16 protein-coding genes are annotated in these 17,642 nt (G+C 46.7%); 8 read left to right on the top strand and 8 right to left on the bottom strand.

Translation table 11 applies throughout. The annotated features are described in order from the left end of the window. The first annotated feature begins 456 nt into the window (after positions 1-456). Together D0A34_14105 and D0A34_14100 are read left to right on the top strand one after the other, a co-directional pair. Positions 457-915 (top strand): hypothetical protein, encoded by a 459-nt coding sequence (locus tag D0A34_14105; GenBank protein UNU19855.1) that lies wholly within the window; start codon positions 457-459, stop codon positions 913-915. Positions 916-918: 3 nt separating this feature from the next. Next, positions 919-1,017 (top strand): PEP-CTERM sorting domain-containing protein, encoded by a 99-nt coding sequence (locus tag D0A34_14100; protein UNU22295.1) that lies wholly within the window; start codon positions 919-921, stop codon positions 1,015-1,017. 29 nt (positions 1,018-1,046) lie between these two features. Here D0A34_14100 and D0A34_14095 read toward each other — a convergent pair whose 3' ends face one another. The 6 genes from D0A34_14095 to D0A34_14070 all read right to left on the bottom strand — a co-directional run bounded on the left by D0A34_14095 (position 1,047) and on the right by D0A34_14070 (position 8,526). Continuing rightward, positions 1,047-3,350 (bottom strand): serine/threonine phosphatase, encoded by a 2,304-nt coding sequence (locus D0A34_14095; GenBank protein ID UNU22294.1) that lies wholly within the window; start codon positions 3,348-3,350, stop codon positions 1,047-1,049. Positions 3,351-3,699: 349 nt separating this feature from the next. Next, positions 3,700-6,255 (bottom strand): single-stranded-DNA-specific exonuclease RecJ, encoded by a 2,556-nt coding sequence (locus D0A34_14090; GenBank protein UNU19854.1) that lies wholly within the window; start codon positions 6,253-6,255, stop codon positions 3,700-3,702. Positions 6,256-6,489: 234 nt separating this feature from the next. Next, positions 6,490-7,305 (bottom strand): PD-(D/E)XK nuclease family protein, encoded by an 816-nt coding sequence (locus tag D0A34_14085; protein ID UNU19853.1) that lies wholly within the window; start codon positions 7,303-7,305, stop codon positions 6,490-6,492. Between the two features lie 109 nt (positions 7,306-7,414). Then, on the bottom strand, positions 7,415-7,723 hold the full coding sequence (locus D0A34_14080) for a type II toxin-antitoxin system RelE/ParE family toxin (protein UNU19852.1): 309 nt from the start codon (positions 7,721-7,723) through the stop codon (positions 7,415-7,417). Next, the gene (locus D0A34_14075) at positions 7,720-7,989 is read right to left on the bottom strand and encodes a type II toxin-antitoxin system ParD family antitoxin (GenBank protein UNU19851.1); all 270 of its coding nucleotides are present in this window, start codon (positions 7,987-7,989) and stop codon (positions 7,720-7,722) included. Before D0A34_14075 ends, D0A34_14080 begins: the two co-directional genes overlap by 4 nt. A 312-nt stretch (positions 7,990-8,301) precedes the next feature. Continuing rightward, positions 8,302-8,526, bottom strand: coding sequence for a hypothetical protein (locus D0A34_14070; GenBank protein UNU19850.1), 225 nt, complete (start codon positions 8,524-8,526; stop codon positions 8,302-8,304). A 164-nt stretch (positions 8,527-8,690) separates the two neighbouring features. Between D0A34_14070 and D0A34_14065 the strand changes: the two genes are divergently transcribed. Further along, on the top strand, positions 8,691-8,930 hold the full coding sequence (locus D0A34_14065) for an XRE family transcriptional regulator (GenBank protein ID UNU19849.1): 240 nt from the start codon (positions 8,691-8,693) through the stop codon (positions 8,928-8,930). Between the two features lie 118 nt (positions 8,931-9,048). Here D0A34_14065 and D0A34_14060 read toward each other — a convergent pair whose 3' ends face one another. Both D0A34_14060 and D0A34_14055 read right to left on the bottom strand, forming a co-directional pair. After that, positions 9,049-9,633, bottom strand: coding sequence for a fibrillin (locus D0A34_14060; GenBank protein ID UNU19848.1), 585 nt, complete (start codon positions 9,631-9,633; stop codon positions 9,049-9,051). A 158-nt stretch (positions 9,634-9,791) separates the two neighbouring features. Continuing rightward, positions 9,792-11,468, bottom strand: coding sequence for a glycosyltransferase (locus tag D0A34_14055; GenBank protein UNU19847.1), 1,677 nt, complete (start codon positions 11,466-11,468; stop codon positions 9,792-9,794). A 411-nt stretch (positions 11,469-11,879) separates the two neighbouring features. Here D0A34_14055 and D0A34_14050 point away from each other — a divergent pair, with 411 nt between their 5' ends. The 5 genes from D0A34_14050 (at position 11,880) to D0A34_14030 (ending at position 17,578) form a co-directional block, all read left to right on the top strand. Further along, the gene (locus D0A34_14050) at positions 11,880-12,119 is read left to right on the top strand and encodes a DUF3134 domain-containing protein (GenBank protein UNU19846.1); all 240 of its coding nucleotides are present in this window, start codon (positions 11,880-11,882) and stop codon (positions 12,117-12,119) included. Between the two features lie 142 nt (positions 12,120-12,261). Beyond that, positions 12,262-13,365 carry a phospho-N-acetylmuramoyl-pentapeptide-transferase gene (locus D0A34_14045; GenBank protein ID UNU22293.1) on the top strand — a complete coding sequence of 368 codons (1,104 nt, stop codon included), beginning with the start codon at positions 12,262-12,264 and terminating at the stop codon, positions 13,363-13,365. Positions 13,366-13,612: 247 nt separating this feature from the next. Continuing rightward, positions 13,613-14,320, top strand: coding sequence for a murein L,D-transpeptidase (locus tag D0A34_14040; protein ID UNU19845.1), 708 nt, complete (start codon positions 13,613-13,615; stop codon positions 14,318-14,320). A gap of 74 nt (positions 14,321-14,394) precedes the next feature. Beyond that, the gene (locus D0A34_14035; GenBank protein UNU19844.1) at positions 14,395-15,381 is read left to right on the top strand and encodes a glycosyltransferase; all 987 of its coding nucleotides are present in this window, start codon (positions 14,395-14,397) and stop codon (positions 15,379-15,381) included. A gap of 337 nt (positions 15,382-15,718) precedes the next feature. Next, the gene (locus D0A34_14030; GenBank protein UNU19843.1) at positions 15,719-17,578 is read left to right on the top strand and encodes an NAD(P)H-quinone oxidoreductase subunit F; all 1,860 of its coding nucleotides are present in this window, start codon (positions 15,719-15,721) and stop codon (positions 17,576-17,578) included. Positions 17,579-17,642: the final 64 nt, after the last annotated feature.

The raw sequence follows: 17,642 nt of genomic DNA, 5'->3' as shown, positions 1-17,642 counted from the left end.
TGTGGTTAATCTGCTAATAACTAGCAGGAGTTGCCCCGCTTCTGGCTGGGCAATTCTTTTGCCCAGCGCCAACTGTAATAGCTGGCTATTGAACGAGGAACTAATAACTAGCTCTGTTGCAGCGTTTAACCGTAAATTTACTAGAAATCAATCTGTTGCATCGTTCGCGTAATAAGTATTATTACTATGATTTCAGCCCTTAGCTTCATCAAATCTTGATTAAAGCACATTTTTTATTAAAAATTGCATAAAGATGCTATCGCTCTCTCATTTATGTAAAATATTTTCAATATTATTGCTGATAAATAGATCGAGCTTTTTACCCAAGTATATCTACTTCATCCTATCAAAATTAAGGACGGAATAACAATGACTAAAAACTTACAAAAAATGGCTGTTGCTGCTGCTATTTTGGGAGTGGAGGCGACCGCAGTCTAATCTGCAGAGGCTGCATCAGTGAAATTAACTTTTTTTCAGGACACCGACAATCCTGTAGCTCTAGGCTCTTTCAGCTATGCTGAATCGACTCCTTATGAAGCTATTTTTCCGTCAAGAAGTGTGGGAACACCTCTTTTAGAAATTAAGGCCAGCGATAAATGGTTTGTAGTACAGGATTTTGCGGTAAATTTACTCCGGCTGTCGTGGAACTTGTCCCAGGCTAGAGTTGGCGACAGGGGTACAAGGCTTTCACCTTTCTTGTCGGCACCGTTTGACCGACCTCAATTACAAGTTGTTACGGCAAGTTTTTCCCCTTTCGGTTCCGAAGAACCCAATCTGTGGGGAAATTGGGCATTTGGAAATATACGAACACCTCCAAATCTGGTCATATTTGGGAATAGCGACGGGCCAGGATCTAGAATGAGCTGGCTGCAAAATGGTTTCCAATCAAACGGAAGCTACCTCAACAGCGGATAGGTAATAGCAGAGCAAGTCAAGCCTTGCTCTGAAAACTCAGAGGCTGTTCCTGAACCTGGAACAATGGCAGGTTTAACTCTGGCAGCCGCTGGCTTGGGCTAGGCCAAGAAAAAGTTTGGAGTATCCACATTCTAAAATCGAAATGCGCCTACCTGCGCCCGAATGATAATTGCCGTGATATTGTCGTGACCGTTGCGTTTGTTACCCAGTTCAATCAACTGGGCAACTCCCTGGTCGAGATCAGCTTGGGGATTGAACAGAGGTTCGAGAGTGTTTTGCCAGTGAGTTTCCAACAAATCATTATCTGTCAAACCGTCGGAGGCCAAAATCAACAAAGTATCTTCGCACAAGTCTAAAAACTGCACGTCGGGCTTGAGAAAATTACTGTCTCGCGGGCCGATGGCTTGAGTTAGTTGATAGGCGTCGGGACGGGCATAAGCAGTTTCCGGGTCAACCCCGCGCTTTATTTCGCGCTGCCCTACTTCGTGGTCTGAGGTGATTTTTTCTAGGGTTTGTCCCTTTCTCAGTCGGTAGAGGCGGCTGTCGCCGACGTGGGCAACGGCGAATTTGGTGTCTTGAACTAAGACTGCGACTAGAGTTGTACCCATGCGGGCGCTGCCGGAGCGTCCGTCCTTTTGATTGATTTCAAAGATGGCTTTGTTGGCTAGTAGGACTCCCTCGCGGATGGTATCTGCAGGAGGTAGTTGATTTTCCCAACTGGTTTGAAAAAATTCTCTGAGGGTTTCAGCGGCTAGTTGACTGGCTACTTCTCCCCTGTCGTGTCCGCCCATGCCGTCGCAGAGAATGTAAAGCCCTTTGATTTGAAAGATGCGACCGAAGGAGCTTTCGAGTTTGTTGAGCTGAGTCCAGATGCTGAAGAAGTCTTCGTTGTGGTCGCGCGTGCGGCCAACATCGGTGAGACCTGCGTCTTCTAAGCTGTAAATCTGGACTGGCATGGGCTGGGTTAAGACCTCGCCAACGTCGGGGGGGGACTGGTCTGGGCTGCGGAAAGGCCCGCGCGTCGGGGTTGAGGTTGGTGAAGGTGCGGGTTGGAGTTCGAGGGGAACAGTTTCTAGGCGCGATCGTAATTCTTCGATTGTGTTAATCTCGCCTCTGTACATTTGTTGCAGCAGTTCGAGCAGGGCGCCAAACTGAGTGCGATGATCGGACTGGCTAAATATCACCTGCCACAATTGCCCCAAATCTACCAGTTGCAGGTTTGAGCCGGCGGATTCGGGATAGAGGTATTGCAGTCGCAAAGAAGCCAAGGAAAAGGAAGAGTCGGGGTTGACTCGCAAATTTGTCAGTTCTAACAAGCTTTGCCGACAGCGCCAGGGTTCTAGGGCAGCCCACAGTTCTGTCATTTCGTGCAGCCAGTATAAAATTTGCTGGGTGGAAGTTTCAGGTTGACTCCACCGTTCTACCAGCAGCGGCCATTGGGAGCAGTCTTCTAGCAGCAGCACTGCCTGTTCGTTGTCTGACCAGCTATCGTGAATGACTGGCAGGTTTTGAGAGAATTGCCACCGGAGTGCCAGATAAGGTTCAGCTATGCCTTGGCACAGCTCTGCTAAGGCGGAATTGGTTGAATTTTCTCCGCGTTTGATTGCTGCGCTATAGGGGGATGTTCGTCTGGCGACGCTGGCAGAGTTGGCTGCTAGCATGGCTTTGAGGGGTGACATTTCCAGCGGCTGACAGTCCAATACTGTTACTGCTACTGTGTCTGAGCGTTTTCTCGGCGGCACGGTTTCTAGGAGTTGGTAGCGCTGCTGAGTGTCTAAATAAGCTCCCGCTGGCTGGGAAGGGATTAAATATTCTGAATTGGGGACGGGGAATTGTGGAGATTGGGGGGAGATGTCAGCTATGTTTGGGCTGTCGGGGTTCTCTGTTGCTTCCTGGATTTGTTTAGGGTGTGGTGCGGTTGTAAAAATCTGCTCAGATGGGGTTATTTGGCGCTCTGGTGCTGTATTAGAGCTTTTTTCGGTTGTTTGAAAGGATGCTGGTGCGATCGCCCCCACGGCTACCACAGCGTCAATTTCTGGGCTGCTGAATTCGGGGACTTCGGTCAGTGGAGAAGTTGGTTCTACGGCTGTTTGGGGTTCGGCTGGGGTGGTGATTTCTGTTTTAATGGCGTCTGTGATTGGTTCAGCAGAGTTTTGGGGCGATGCGATTTCTGGAACCATCTCTGGTTTTTGGGGAAACTCGGCTGGGGGTATGGTTGACTCGTGTGGCTCGACTGCTGGAAAATTCGATCGACCGCAGATAATGGCCCGCCACACTTGACCTGTTGCGACGCCGCAATTCTGACATTCTTTGGCGCTAAAAGCGACTTGGGCACCGCATTCGTGGCAAGGTTTGTAAATTAGGGAATTTCCGCATTGTTGACAAAACTTGTTTGGATTGGGATTTTCAAATTGGCAGCGGGGACAGAGAAGCATAGGGGTTTTAAATTGGAGATGGGCGATCGAGTTTGGCGGTGGGGAGTTTTGGGTTTTGGCCTGTGAGTTAGGAGTTATGAGTTTTTGGTCTGACTCGCAACGGATAACTCCCATTGCCCTATGCCTTATTTTATCGGGATGAATTCCGAACTAAGATATTTCTTAGAACTGAGATGTTGCCTCCGTGTCAGGAATAGGCCTGTTAAGCCACATCTACAAAAACCTCTCTCGCTTCACAGGCGAGAAAGGCAGCCCCACCGGCGGGAGCGAGTGCGGGCCCGACAATAAAAGTTATCTCATGAGTGGAACTGTCATCCTGCCTATGCTTAACAATCGTGCTAGATATCAGTTAGAAGGGATTTGCTGTAGAATCTTCTTGGAAAACGGTCTCTCGGGCGATCGACACAATGGTGGAGAGGGGTACTTCACAGAAATATTTCCGCCGGAATTGTTCTTCGGAGACTGCTGCTAGGAATTGCGCTGCAAAACGCGCGGCAATCGGGGAATTTGGCACTGAGAATTGAATGGATTGGCTATCTAATAAGGGTTTGGGGATGTGATCGAGCGCGTCTTGCTGCTGTGCGGTTTCGGCTTGTCTGGCGATGTGGAAAGCTCGATCGCGGTAATGGATTTGGAAACCGAGATATGTTAGGGTTTTGAACCCTAGTTGCAGCGATGTGTCGCTGATGCCGAGTTTTTGGCGGAGTTGCTGTCTGGTGACGGGTTTGTTGGTGCGGCTGAGGTATTTGGCGATGCCGATTAGCTGTTGGCAGATTTGCTGTGGGGGTACGAGTGGGGGTAATGTATAGGCGATCGCAAGTTTTTTCTGAGTGTGCTGTGCTTGCCGAAACCAGATCCGCAGTTCGTCCCAGCTTGCGGGGCATTCTTTGAGGACGATCGAGTTTTCGCGATCGGCTTTTTGGGAATTGTAAACTAGATTGTCGATCGGCATTTGAGATTCTAAGTTTGTGCTAGCGCCTAATAACTCTTCATCGTTATTTCTATTGCGCCAGTCTACAATCCAATCTATTGGAGTCTGAGAATTTATTTGGTTGTCTTCCGTGCGTTCTTGCACTGATACGAGGCGCACTTCATACCGCGATTTGTAAGTATTAAAATCGAGTTCAACGGTGACATCGCAGCGGCCTTGGGGAACTTCATTTTGATTGTGTCCCCACCAAATACCGGGAAATCCCGTATCGCTAGATTCGTCCCTAATGGTAAATTCTGTTTTGATATATTCTACTTTTTGCCCTTTCAAATCCTTAATTTTTTGATTCCAAAGATTCTCAAACCAGCAGTTTTCAATCAGCAATTTGGGTGCGGGGTTGCCCATACCGCAAGGTTCGAGCAATTTTAGTTCTTGAAATAAGTCTTTGCCTAATTCGGAGACAGTAATTTTTAAGTCGGCTTGAATGGGGGTGGCTGTTAAACTATCGGTGCTGTATTGTTGTCGCAGTTGCTGATTAACTGCATCGGTAAATAGGGGGATATTTTCAACTGGGAGACTCAATCCGGCGGCGAAAGGATGACCGCCAAATCTGTGCAATAAATGCGCTTGATCTTTGACTAATTGGTAAAGGTCGATTTGATTGGCGGAACGCGCCGAGCCCCTGGCAATTTTGGATGGGGAAAGTGTTGGTGATTCGGAATCTAAGAAGGAGGTAAATTGCATTTCCGGGGAATTTTCATTAATTTTTTCGCTTCCTTCTGTGCTGAATAAAATCACCGGGCGGCCGTATTCTTGGGCTATTTGTCCCGCTACTAATCCTAATACACCTACGGGCCATTGCGGGTCGCTGAGGACGATGACGCTAGTAGTTGAAAGGTCGAGTTTGGCTAGTTTGTTGGCGGCATCTTTGGCAACATCTTTTTGTAAAGATTTACGTCTGGTGTTGGCAATTTCGGTTAAATTGGCTAGTTCTTCGCAACGTTTTTTGTCGCGGCTGGTGAGGAGTTCTACGCAGAAGCTGGCTGATCCTTGAATGCGGCTGACGGCGTTGATTCGGGGGCCGAGGCCGAAGGAAATGTCGGTTGGGCGATCGCCCGATCTTTTGCACAGTTCGAGCAATTTTGCAACTCCCGGGCGGGTGGGATTTGCGATTTGTTTTTGCAGTTGTTGGATGCCGATTTGTGCTAGGTAGCGGCTGTCTCCTGTAAGTTGGACTAAATCGGCAATTAAGCCGATCGCTACTAATTCTAATAAATCTGTGAGCGGGCGCTGCGGAATATCCGGTAATGTGTGATATAATGCTTCAACTAATTTGTAGGCTACTCCAACTCCTGAGAGGTTAAATAGTTGGTGGTTTGGGGGGAAGTAGCGGGGATTGATAATGGCTGTAGCTGGCGGGCGATCGTCGGGTAATGTATGATGGTCGGTGATAATTGTATCGATGTTTAAGCTAGTCGCATATTCGATTTCGGCGATGTTTGTACTGCCGGTATCGCAGGTAATAATTAAGCTGATTCCCGATTTTGCTAAGGCATCTATTCCCGGGATGTTGAGTCCGTGAGATTCGGTGAAGCGGTTGGGAATGTAATAAGTTAGTTGGTCGTCTTGAGCAAAAAATTCTCCCAGTCCGTCCCAAAGTACGGAGGTTGAGGTAATGCCGTCGGCGTCGAAGTCTCCCCAAATTGCTACTTTTTCTGCGCTGTTTCGTGCTTGCTGGATTCTTTCTATTGCCCAGTTCATTTCTAGTCCGAATTCAAAGGGACTTGCTGGTTGGTAAAGTTGGGGGTTTAAGAAACCGGGTATTTGTTCGGGGTTTTGAATTCCTCTATACCAGAGAAGTGTTGCGGCATAGTTTCCGGGGAGTTCTGGTGCGTGGTTTCTGACAGCTTGGATCAGCCAAGCTGGGGGTTGGGGTAAGGGTTGATTTTGCCAGTTTTGAGGGGTTTCTGTCATTCGATTTTAGATTTTAGATTTTAGATTTTAGATTGTGACTACAGATGAATCTAGGGGCTTGTTTGTATGTTAAATAAGACTTACGCGACTAACTGGTTCCCAGGAAGAGCCTGGGAACCCATTTCCAGAGGCTCTGCCTCGCTTACGATCGGGAAAATAGGAGGCAGAGCCTCCCTATCTGCGTTACCAGGCAGAGCCTAGTAACGAGTAAAATTTGGGGGGTTTGTTTATATATTAAATAAATATTTCGTCGATTATAGCAAGATTTGGTAGCCAATCCGTGGGAGTTTCTGCCGGAAGATTTGGGGAGGAAGCTTGGGTGTCAGGTGTGCGGTTGCAGCGAGTGGCAAATTGACAGGAATCGCAAAGATTGGAACTAATTTCTACTTGGGGTAAGAATTCGCCGCCTTCGGTATAGCGCTGTCGCCAGTCGGTTAGCTGCTGCAATAGGTGGGTTAAATCTTGTTTTGTGCGATCGTGTTCTGTTTGGCTGTAATAAAATGTGAGTTTTTGCGGCGGTTCTTCTCCTTGCAATTGTACGAACCAGTATGTCATGGAAACTTGTTCGGGGGAATAGTCGCTGGTTTCTACTAAGACGTATAAATAGAGGCGAGTTTGCCAACTTTCGGCTATCCATTTTGATTTTTGAGGGCGGGGATAGGTTTTCCAGTCGAGAATTTGGGCGGAGTTTGGTTCTGCTATTAGCAAGTCATAGATAACGGTGAATAGGTAGTCTTGGAAAATTAGGGTGCGGGGGTGTTCGGCTTGGCGAAAAATGTTGTCGCTATTTTCTGAATCGGCGAAAAGTTCGGGTGCGGTGTTGATAAATGCTGCTACACAGCGTCCCAGCTCGGGGTCTTGTTGGATGATAAATTCAATGGGAAGTCCGAGCTCTCGCTGCTGCATTAATAGGTGAAAGTGGCTTCCCCATGTGAGTTTTTCTTTATGTTCTGGGGAGGCGGTGGTGGCTAGGAGTTCTAGGTAGCTGTGTTGGAATTTGCGGGGGCATTCTTCGAGAATCTTGAGTTGGGTTTGCGAGAGTCGGAGCATTTTTGGGTGTGATATTGTTGGTTTGTAGTAAGGTTTTGTGATACTTTTTATGAAAAATTTATAAGAGTTTCTGCCCCCAAACTATCTCTTGTTCTGAGATGAATTGAATTCAATCATCAACATCGGTGAACAGGGCTGATAAATCTCGATAACCACTGACAACTCGAAAGATATCTACATCCTGTCCGATCGGCATATAGAGTATAAGATAGTTATCCATCGGGAGACTGCGTAGACCTGGTAAAATTTCGTCTCGTTGTCGTCCCAGGTTGGGAAACTGAGCAATTTTGGCAAATTTTGCGTCGATCTTCCTTAAAAAGCGATCGGCTATATCGAGTCCCGATTGACGAGCGATGTAGTCTACAATTTGCTCGATGTCTTGAATTGCGGGTTCGGTGAGGCGAAATTTGGGAGTCATGCTTCTGATGAACTGTAGCGCGATCGCAGGTTGGCGCGGATTTGTGCGATTGCGATTGCACCGTCTACGACTTCACCACGTTGGGATGCTTGCTGGCCAATCACTGCGTCTCGTTGAAGTTCTTGCAGTCGTCCTTGATAAATGTCTTCTTGTTGTTCCAGGAGTTGAATGGCTGCGAGGATTACTTCGATCGCACTTTTGTACTTGCCAGTCGTGAGTTGACGCTGCACGAGGGCTTCGACTTCAGGTGACAAAACAATTTGCATGGCGCTTGAGAGGAGAAGTGTTGATTCTATTGTAGGCGATTCCCTACGGGATAGCTGCGCTCGTGCGTACTTCAGTTATATTGTTTTGGATTAACGGGCGATCTTAATTTACTCACAAATCATATAGGCTTGCTATATGATTTGTGAGAATTTATCATAACTGTGAAGCTTGGGGAAATCAAAGATCTGATAATGAGTAACTAACTTAAATATATATAGCAATCCTGTATGAATTGTGAACAACTTGCATGGGTAATGCCCCCGTGTCTACCTTACTCTTAGAGGGGCAACCACGGGGGGTTAATCCTAGTTTTAGTCTGGTTGCAAGTCAAAGACTACGACAAGCGTTGCTTGAGGCATCAGTTGAGGCAGGCACAGCAAGTGTCCGTCAGCATCCGATCGACTGCGAAATCGCCCCACAATCGCCCGCTGCATACTGGGCATGAGTTTGGCGATCGCCCAAGGGTACAGCCGTTTTTGGTACGCGATCGCCCCAGGATTCGCTGCGAATCCCTGTTGATAACCGTTTTGTGGCATGATGGTTTAGTATCCTCTATGGGCTACAGGAAAGGGCGTTAGTAAGTCTCTTGCCGGAAATCGACTAACGCCTCTACTACTATGATTAAACACCAAACTCACCTCATGTGTCAATACTTGGCGCTAAATATTGACACTTACTATATTAAAAGGTTTATTCAGCTATGGATTTGAGAGCCTTGAGAGAACGTGCAGGGCTGACAATCTTAGACGTAGCACGGGAACTAGAATGCGCGGAGTCTTCTATTCGCAACTGGGAAAAAAGCCGAACCTTGCCAAAGATGGAAGTTTGGCAAGTATTCCGAATGCGAGATTTGTATCGATGTAGCGAAGCGGAGTTGGTGCTAGCTGTCAGAAAGTCAATGCCGACGGAAAAGAAAGAACAGACAAAACTGACGGAGTAACAATACTTATGCAGTCTTGAAATGTTTGTTAAAGTAATAGATTTTATTTTTTCAACCGCAGATGAACGCGGATAAACCCCGATGAAATTGCGATCGCACTTAATCACACATCATAAAATCACTCTTTTGTCAAGACAAAAACACTTTCTTTATTCCCCCGTCCAATCCGCAAATCCTTATCCAAATAAGTGATATCCAGCCATCCCTGCTGTTCGCGAGTATCCAGCCCGATATCTACAGCAGCGAACTTTTTCCCCGACTCAATCTCATTGATAAACTTAACCGGAGATTCATAGCCAATCAACCTGCTTAAACCGAAAATCGACCGCTCAAACTTGATCTGCACTCGGCGTTCGGAAGTTGCCTCAAATCTCGCCGCTACACTGACAATTCCTTCCAAATAAGGCAAGCCGTAAAGTTCGCCAATGTTGTAAACTTTAGATTCTTTGACGCGGATAGATTGATAAATTTGACCCAATTTAACCAAGGGAAAACTGTCAAGATTCAGCAGGTCGCGACTGCTGGTGTACAATAACCGCCAATCACCATTTAAAAGCTCTGCGGCTTCGACAGGGCGTGGTGTGGGGTTGTAATCTTCCAATTTGGCCATCGCACTTAAAATCGCTTGTTTGTCGCTAGGAGTCGCCAGCAAACCGCGATTCTTACCAGCAATTATCTCTAATAGTGCAGATTTTCTAAGCATGATTTTTTAAGAAGGAAGGCACGACACGGATTTTGACACGAATACACGGATTAATTATCGAACGTGAAGCAAAAGTCAGACCGATATTTTCTTCAGTCTCAAGCGAGAGGGACGAAATTTTGTGTAGTAGCGATTTTAATCGCCGAGTCCGCAGAGTATTAACAACTAATAACTAAGATACCAAATTTCACCAGATAGAGCAGAGTCCGATACAGGGATGCTAATTCTTGGTCGTTTTTGGTATAACGCCTGAGAACTTCTCCGACGCTGACAGCACCCTTTTGCTCTATCGCATCCAATATCTCCCTCTGAATGTTAACAGAGATTCTTCTGTCCTGACCGAAGCTGGTAAACCAAATTGTTTGCAACTCTCTCAGAAGTTCTGGTGTGGCCATCGCACCCAGACTCAGCATCATCTCATTGCTTAAACTTCTAGTCGCATAATTACCTAATACCCGAAACGGATCGTCGCCTAGGGGATAAGGTGGCTTCCCGGGTTTTAAAGGTGCTGACTCCGGTGCCGCAAGGCGAATCTCTGCTAATTCCCGCCACAATTGTTCGTAAGCAGCAATTACTACTTTCCAATCATAAATTTCCCTCGCCCTTTCTCTCGCATTTTCCCCCATCCGCTTTCTCAATTCGGGGTTTTCAATTAATTGGCAAAACGCCAGGGTGCAAGCATCAATGTCAACGGCTGTGGCGAGGGAAGTGTGACCCATGTAAGTCGGCCAATTTAAGCTGCCGTCAAGATAATTTAGGGCTAAATCTAAACAAGATTCCGGGGGCGGGATGAGTGTGGGAATGCGGAAGCCGTCTATTTCGTGGCGTACAGATTCTTTGTATCCGTTCCAATCGGAGACTATGGTCGGCAGTCCGTTCGCCATGGCTTCTATTGGTGTCAGTCCGAAGGATTCTTGTATGTTGTCGGACAGCGAAATGAAAATGTCTGCCGCCGACCAAATATTTGTTCTAATTTCCGGCTGTCTCCCATCTAAAAAAATAGCATTCACCGAGGGACAAAATATTTGTGCGCTATTTTTAAAGTCGGGTTCTTCTCTCGGATCTTCGATCCAACCGGCTTGAATTAAGTGGATTTTGGCTTTTGTCTGTTGTGATGCCCGTTCTAGGGCGATGTACATGGGTACCGGATGAGCTTTTGCAGAAAAAGTCAATCGACCGACAAATAACACAACAATATCTTCGGGAGAAATCCCGAGTTCTTGTCGTAGTAGGCGGCGACTATTAACTGCTTCCAGACCCTGCGGAAACGCGCTGCAATCCACTCCTAGGGGAATAACGGGGAATTTGACCAAAATTTCCGGTTTACCGCCGTTACGCTGCGCTAAATATTCAGACCACTCCCTCATAACTCCTTCTACTGCTGTTTTCACGGCTGTAGAGGTGCAGATCAGGGCGTCCCAAGGCTGCATGGGTGCGGTGATCAAATCGCCGAGCGCCTCCATGATGTATTTTGTACCGATCGTGTGAGTAACGCCGCAAACGCTGTAGGCCCGCTGATCGACAAATCTGCGCGCCCACACCATCTGCGACAGGACCGGATCGGGTCGGTAAATTGTGCCCGGTTGAGATAGCAAATCCGGTCGTTCCATGGGAATCCAGCGAACTTTCCGAGGCTTTTGCAGCCAAGGTTGGATGTGCGAACAAAATTCCTTAAAGGTTGTTGCGCTATCGGCGCAACAGTAGAGAGAGTCAGCGGTTCCGTGTTGGACTAAGCTTTTGAGAAACCCTTCTCCGGCTGAATGACGCCCCAGAAGTTTTTGCCCTCCGGTGTGGTAACCCTCTTTGTTGTATAAAACCGCTGCCGTTATATCCATTCTGAGATTTATTGCTTGAGAGTTGACTGAAGAAGCCAGAGGGCATTCGGGCTCAGGCTTTGATGAAAAACCAGGAGACTGTTGTGAATCAACGCCTTGCCGTTAGCGAAGCTTGCACAATAGGATCGCCGCGTGTCCCGCGATATCTTAAAGACGATCGTTTAGGATGACTATGCTTACGGCTAAAGAAGGATTGGCAAGAGCGGATTTTAGTGTTATTCTGAGGCCCATGATTGGGGCGATCGCCTTTTGGGTCTCCCATCTTATCCGATCCGGAACCAAACAGTGCCTGTGGTATAATGCTTTAGCCTTGCTAAATGCCCGATTTGCAAGTGCTTGATCAAAGGAGCAGTTCGTCGGCAAAACGTTACCTCTACTCGATCGCGTCTTTGTCTTTAAAAACCAAGAATCATGTACAACCCATCTCTGCGTCAAATACCTCGCCACTTGCCTGCGGATGTAATTCCATTAAAGCAGCAATCTTCTCTTTTAGACTGGTTGGAATCTAACAATCGCCTGTTAGCAAGGGATGTCCAAGAACCCGACTATCTGCACGAAGAAGAAATTTCTGAACTGATGGCAGTTGACGACAGTCCTTACGATGATTTAGAAGAGGAAGTAGAAGAGGATGTGAGTGTAGGCGAAGAATAACTGGTAGAAGGGTGAAGGAATCAACCGGAAACAGGGAAGAAAAACTAAGAGATTTCCAAATCTCCTATATCGCACCCTATTCCCCAATTGTCAATTGCTTATTCTCAAATTGTGTGTGGTGAGGAGTGTTATGGATAACTTTTTGGATGAGAAAGTCCCTTTTAGTATGCCTTTCAAACTTACAGGCAGGAATTTATTCCTGCTGCTGGGTTTGGGGCTCGGCATTGTAGCGATCGGTTTAGATCTAGCAGCGGATAGATTTTTTAATTTACCTGCATCGCTATTTATGCCGCTAGTTGTTTGTGCTTTAGTTGCTTCGGGGTTGGGCTATGCAGTTGTGCCCGTACTCCAGCAACTAAAAGCAGGACAAATAATTCGCGAGGACGGCCCCCAAGCCCATTTGAAAAAAGCGGGAACGCCGACAATGGGAGGCATCTTTTTTATACCTGCGGGGGTAGCAGTCGCTTTACTTTGGTCTAAGTTTAACTCAGATGTTGTTGCCGTATCGGCTTTAACTTTAGCTTACGGTTTCATTGGCTGGATCGATGACTGGCAAATTCTGCGACGTAAGTCGAACAAAGGTATTTCCCCTCGGATGAAATTGGCTTTGCAAATAAGTTTTGCTGCTCTATTTTGTCTGTGGCTGATGTTTCATCAACCAGCTATTTCTACGAATGTTGCTTTGCCTTTCGGTTGGGTACTGCCATTAGGTTTGCTGTTCTGGCCGCTGGCTGGTTTTGTGCTAGTTGCCGAAAGCAATGCTACTAATCTTACCGATGGTGTTGACGGATTGATGGGCGGTTTGGGCGCGATCGCACTTTTGGGATTGGGCGCATCTGTAGCCTCAACTTCGCCCGAATTAATGATATTTTGCGCTTGCACCAGCGGCAGTTGTCTCGGTTTTTTAGCACACAACCGCAATCCAGCCAAGGTGTTTATGGGCGATACAGGTGCTTTAGCTTTGGGCGGTGCGTTGGGTGCGGTAGCTTTATTAACAAATAGCCTTTGGATATTATTAATTATCAGCGGGATTTTCTTTATTGAAACGCTGTCAGTAATTGCTCAAGTAGGTTATTACAAAGCTACAAAAGGGCCTGATGGAATCGGCAAGCGTCTGTTAAGAATGGCTCCGCTCCACCATCATCTAGAACTGTGCGGCTGGTTGGAAACTCAGGTTGTGGGAATCTTTTATTTAACTAACGGGGTGTTAGTGTTAATGATTTTGATGTTGACGGGGAACAGTTGAGAACGGATTGGGTGACGGATTGCACAGGGGATGTAAGAGATATTTTCTACTATTGGAAAGAAACAGGCAAGATGCCTGTTCCACAAGAACTGAATGCAGTTGTGGAACAGGCATCTTGCCTGTTTAAAGCTAAAGCAACACGCTTTGGGCTGAGCCACATTTCTTAGTCTCTTAGAGAGGGACTTCGTTTCTGTAGTAAGTAGCAGTTTCAACCGCTGAACAATCTATAATATCCCTAGTTAATGCAATGGAAATCAATAAAATCAGGGGCAATTTTGGAAAAATTGTTTCATCTACAAGCCTTCTCTTGCTGGCTGCTAGCTCAGTTTTTTACTGGAACCTCGTTAGGCTCGGTTATGCTGTTCCAATTCCCTACATTTTAGACGTTTTCTGCTTAAATAACTGTCCGGCTGATGATTTAAATATTTTGCATACCCAATTCCCGCCCGAGAATTTATTAAACTACGACAAGCCGCTAATACAAATTTTAGGCGAACCAGATAAGTTAGATAAAAACAGAATTTCCATCCTGGTTCAAAAATCAAAATACAGGCTGACTGTATACGATAGCAAAAAGCCTGTAAAATCTTATCCTGTAGTATTTGGTGGCAATCCCACAGGTGATAAATTAAAAGCAGGAGATTTGCGGACGCCGGAAGGTGTTTTTAGTATTAAAGATATGTACCCTCACGAAAGTTGGTCAAAGTTTATGTGGCTGGATTATCCAACCAAACAATCTTGGCGCAAACATATAAAAGCTAAGCAAGATGGTACAATTAGGTGGGGCGACAGTGTAGGCAGCGAAGTCGGGATTCACGGCGTTCCTCCTAATTCGGATAATATTATAAAATCTCGATCGAACTGGACTTTGGGATGCGTTTCGCTGGAAAATAAGGATGTTGAGGAGTTGTATCAGTTTGTGGAGAAAGGCACAGAAGTAGAAATTATTCGATAAGTTAAGTTGCCATAAAACTTGTTAGTAATAATAACTTTACTCCTAATTGACTCAAAAAGCTGCATAGAGGGCTAATGAACAGTGACGGGTTTTTACCTCAAGTTTCGGTAGTTGTGCCTGTTTACAACGGCGAGATGGATTTGCCGGAGTTGATCGAGTGCCTGCGATCGCAAACTTATCCGCCACACAGAGTAGAATATCTCTTAGTAGACAACAAAAGTCGCGATCGCACTTCAACCATCCTCCAAACAGCAGCCTCTAACCCCCCCTCAGTCCCCCCTTTGGTAAGGGGAGGAAGCAATTTCAATCAAATAACCATTCGCCCCCTCACCGAAAATCAGATTCAAAGTTCCTACGCCGCCCGCAATCAAGGAATTCGCGCATCCACAGGCGAAATCATTGCATTTACCGATGCAGACTGTCGCCCGGAATCTGACTGGCTGGAAAATTTAGTTAAGCCCTTTGTTGACTTAGAAATAGGAATTATCTGCGGGGAAATACTCGCATTGCCCGGTAAAACTATCTTAGAACAACACGCCGATCGCCAAAATACTTTATCTCAAAAACATACTCTCGCTCACCCTTTTTGTCCCTACGGTCAAACCGCCAACTTAGCTGTAAGGAGGCTAGTTTTACAACAAATAGGATTATTTCGCCCTTACCTCACCAGTGGCGGCGATGCTGACTTGTGTTGGCGGATTTTGCGGGAAACATCCTATAAAATGTATTTTGCCGAAAAGGCGATCGTCCGACACCGCCACCGTTCAACCATAAAACAGTTGCAAAGTCAATGGTATCGGTACGGCGAATCTAATAAATATTTGCACGAACTCCACGGTGTCGATTTGATGCGAGAATTCACAACAGGGGAATATTTTTACCGGCTGGCTAGGTGGCTGTTCAAGGAATTTCCGGTTGCTGCTGCCAAAAGTGCGATCGCCCGAGCCGATCTGGTAGATTTGTTTAATACGCCGATCGGTCTTTTGAATGTTAGGTCGCGGGCGATGGGACAGCGCCAAGCCAAACTGCCCGAATCCGCTTGGGACATTGAGCGGTTTTAATCGGCTTTAATATTTTTTTAGAGCAATAAATCATTGTTCGATCGCACTTGCGATCGACAAATATTCCTTTGTACGCAATCCCCCCTATATATACCTATAAGTAGAGTTTATCGGTACAGATAAATATGCTGAATCCGAAATATGAAAATTTAACGCAATACTTAATATAAAATTAATAAGTCGATTCTGAAGCGCTCGGTTTGACGACGGGAACCAACTCAGAGGCAAACCGCCAAATTTTCTTTACTTCTGCCTTGTGGCTTTTCAGTGCTGTCGTCAGCGCGATCGGAATTATTCTCATAATTTTAAATTTTTGTAACCTTTACAGGTAATGCCAATGGCTCAAATCTTACTCCAGACGGTTTGGTTTATACCTTGCTATCCACTCATCGGCGGAGTTCTGTCGATGCTGTGGTTTCCAGCAGTTACCCGCCGCACGGGGCCAAGACCATCCGGTTACGTGAACGCCATATTAACCTTGTTCGCTTTCTTACACGCCGTCATAGCCCTGACAGCTATCTGGAACCAACCGGCGCAACACCAGTTTATTCCTTGGCTGAATGTAGCAGGTTTAGACTTAACCATTCCCGTTGAAATCTCTGCTGTCACCGTCGGGGCGACTGTTTTGATTACCGGACTGAACTTGCTGGCGCAGGTTTATGCTTTCGGTTACATGGAAATGGACTGGGGCTGGGCTCGGTTCTTTTCTCTGATGGGGCTGTTTGAAGCCGGGATGTGTGGCTTGGTACTGTGCAATTCCCTGTTCTTCAGCTACATGATTTTGGAAGTTCTGACTTTGGGTACTTACCTGCTAGTCGGGCTGTGGTTCAATCAGTCTTTGGTGGTGACAGGAGCCCGCGACGCTTTCTTAACAAAGCGGGTGGGAGATTTATTTCTGCTGATGGGAGTAGTCGCCATTCTGCCGCTGGCTGGAACTTGGAATTTTGACGAGTTGGCTGTTTGGGCCCAGACTGCAAAGCTTGACCCCACTGTAGCGACACTGCTGACTTTAGCTTTGATTGCCGGCCCGATGGGTAAGTGTGCTCAGTTTCCCTTGCACCTGTGGCTAGATGAGGCGATGGAAGGCCCGCTGCCGGCGACGATTTTGCGGAACACCGTAGTTGTGGAAACTGGTGCTTGGATTTTGATTAAGTTGCAGCCAGTGATTGCTTTGTCGCCGATCGGACTGAAGACAACTATTGCTGTGGGTGCTGCGACAGCGGTGGGTGCTTCATTAATTGCGATCGCCCAAATCGACATCAAGCGCACGCTTTCCTATATAGTCAGCTCTTACATGGGCTTAGTATTTATCGCCGTCGGTACCGGACAAGCCCAGACAGCCCTGACATTGATATTTGCCTACACCTTCGCAATGGGTTTGCTGGTGATGAGCATCGGTTCGGTAGTTTGGAACAGCATCACTCAGGATGTCCGAGCTCTCGGCGGTTTGTGGGGAAAGCGGCCAATATCAGCGATATCGTTTATTGTCGGTAGCGCTGGATTGGTGGGACTGCCGCCCTTCGGCTGTTTCTGGGCTTTAGAAGACTTCACATCCGGGCTTTGGCAAACTCACCCTTTCTTGTTAGGAATAGTGCTGTTTGTAAACGGCGTCACTGCTTTTGGCTTGGTGCGCGTCTTCGGTTTAGTTTTCGGCGGCAAACCAAAGCAAATGACCGAACGTTCGCCGGAAGTTCACTGGCCTTTTATCTTGCCCATGACTGTTTTAATGGGCTTTACTTTGCACGTTCCGCACTTGCTGGCGACGTGGCAGGTCTTGCCTGGGGCAAGTTTGAATTATACCGCCACTGGACTGCTAGTTTTGTCAACCGCGATCGGCATCGGTGCAGGAGCATTTGTTTACCTGAACGAGAAATGGGAAAAACCGGTGCGAATCGGTTCTCAAGCCCTGCAAGACTTTTTTGCCTACGACTTTTACACTGCCAAACTTTACCGCGTGACAGTGATATTTGCAGTTGGTTTGGTTTCGCAAATCATCTCCTGGGTCGATCGCAATATTGTTGACGGATTCGTGAACTTAATCGGTTTTGCAACGGTTTTCGGCGGGCAGAGCCTCAAATACAACGTTACGGGTCAAACTCAGTTTTACGCCCTGACAATTCTGTTCGGAGTAGCACTTTTGGGACTGCTGGTAAGCTGGCCTTTGCTAGCTCGCCTGTCGCTGATTGTGGGCGGGTAAAACTATATAAAATTTAAGATTTTAGGTGACAGTTTTAATCTAAAATCTTAAAAACATGAAGTCT

The organism is Microcoleus vaginatus PCC 9802 (genome assembly GCA_022701275.1).
Classification (GTDB): domain Bacteria; phylum Cyanobacteriota; class Cyanobacteriia; order Cyanobacteriales; family Microcoleaceae; genus Microcoleus; species Microcoleus vaginatus_A.
This window is presented reverse-complemented; position numbering and strand designations above follow the sequence as displayed.

Excerpts from the sequence above, each read along its gene's own strand:
- D0A34_14055 (UNU19847.1), bottom strand. The coding sequence starts at position 11,468 with ATGGATATAACGGCAGCGGTTTTATACAACAAAGAGGGTTACCACACC.
- D0A34_14090 (UNU19854.1), bottom strand. The coding sequence starts at position 6,255 with ATGACAGAAACCCCTCAAAACTGGCAAAATCAACCCTTACCCCAACCC.
- D0A34_14035 (UNU19844.1), top strand. The coding sequence starts at position 14,395 with ATGAACAGTGACGGGTTTTTACCTCAAGTTTCGGTAGTTGTGCCTGTT.
- D0A34_14040 (UNU19845.1), top strand. The coding sequence starts at position 13,613 with ATGGAAATCAATAAAATCAGGGGCAATTTTGGAAAAATTGTTTCATCT.
- D0A34_14065 (UNU19849.1), top strand. The coding sequence starts at position 8,691 with ATGGATTTGAGAGCCTTGAGAGAACGTGCAGGGCTGACAATCTTAGAC.
- D0A34_14030 (UNU19843.1), top strand. The coding sequence starts at position 15,719 with ATGGCTCAAATCTTACTCCAGACGGTTTGGTTTATACCTTGCTATCCA.
- D0A34_14060 (UNU19848.1), bottom strand. The coding sequence starts at position 9,633 with ATGCTTAGAAAATCTGCACTATTAGAGATAATTGCTGGTAAGAATCGC.
- D0A34_14080 (UNU19852.1), bottom strand. The coding sequence starts at position 7,723 with ATGACTCCCAAATTTCGCCTCACCGAACCCGCAATTCAAGACATCGAG.
- D0A34_14070 (UNU19850.1), bottom strand. The coding sequence starts at position 8,526 with ATGCCACAAAACGGTTATCAACAGGGATTCGCAGCGAATCCTGGGGCG.
- D0A34_14075 (UNU19851.1), bottom strand. The coding sequence starts at position 7,989 with ATGCAAATTGTTTTGTCACCTGAAGTCGAAGCCCTCGTGCAGCGTCAA.
- D0A34_14095 (UNU22294.1), bottom strand. The coding sequence starts at position 3,350 with ATGCTTCTCTGTCCCCGCTGCCAATTTGAAAATCCCAATCCAAACAAG.
- D0A34_14050 (UNU19846.1), top strand. The coding sequence starts at position 11,880 with ATGTACAACCCATCTCTGCGTCAAATACCTCGCCACTTGCCTGCGGAT.
- D0A34_14085 (UNU19853.1), bottom strand. The coding sequence starts at position 7,305 with ATGCTCCGACTCTCGCAAACCCAACTCAAGATTCTCGAAGAATGCCCC.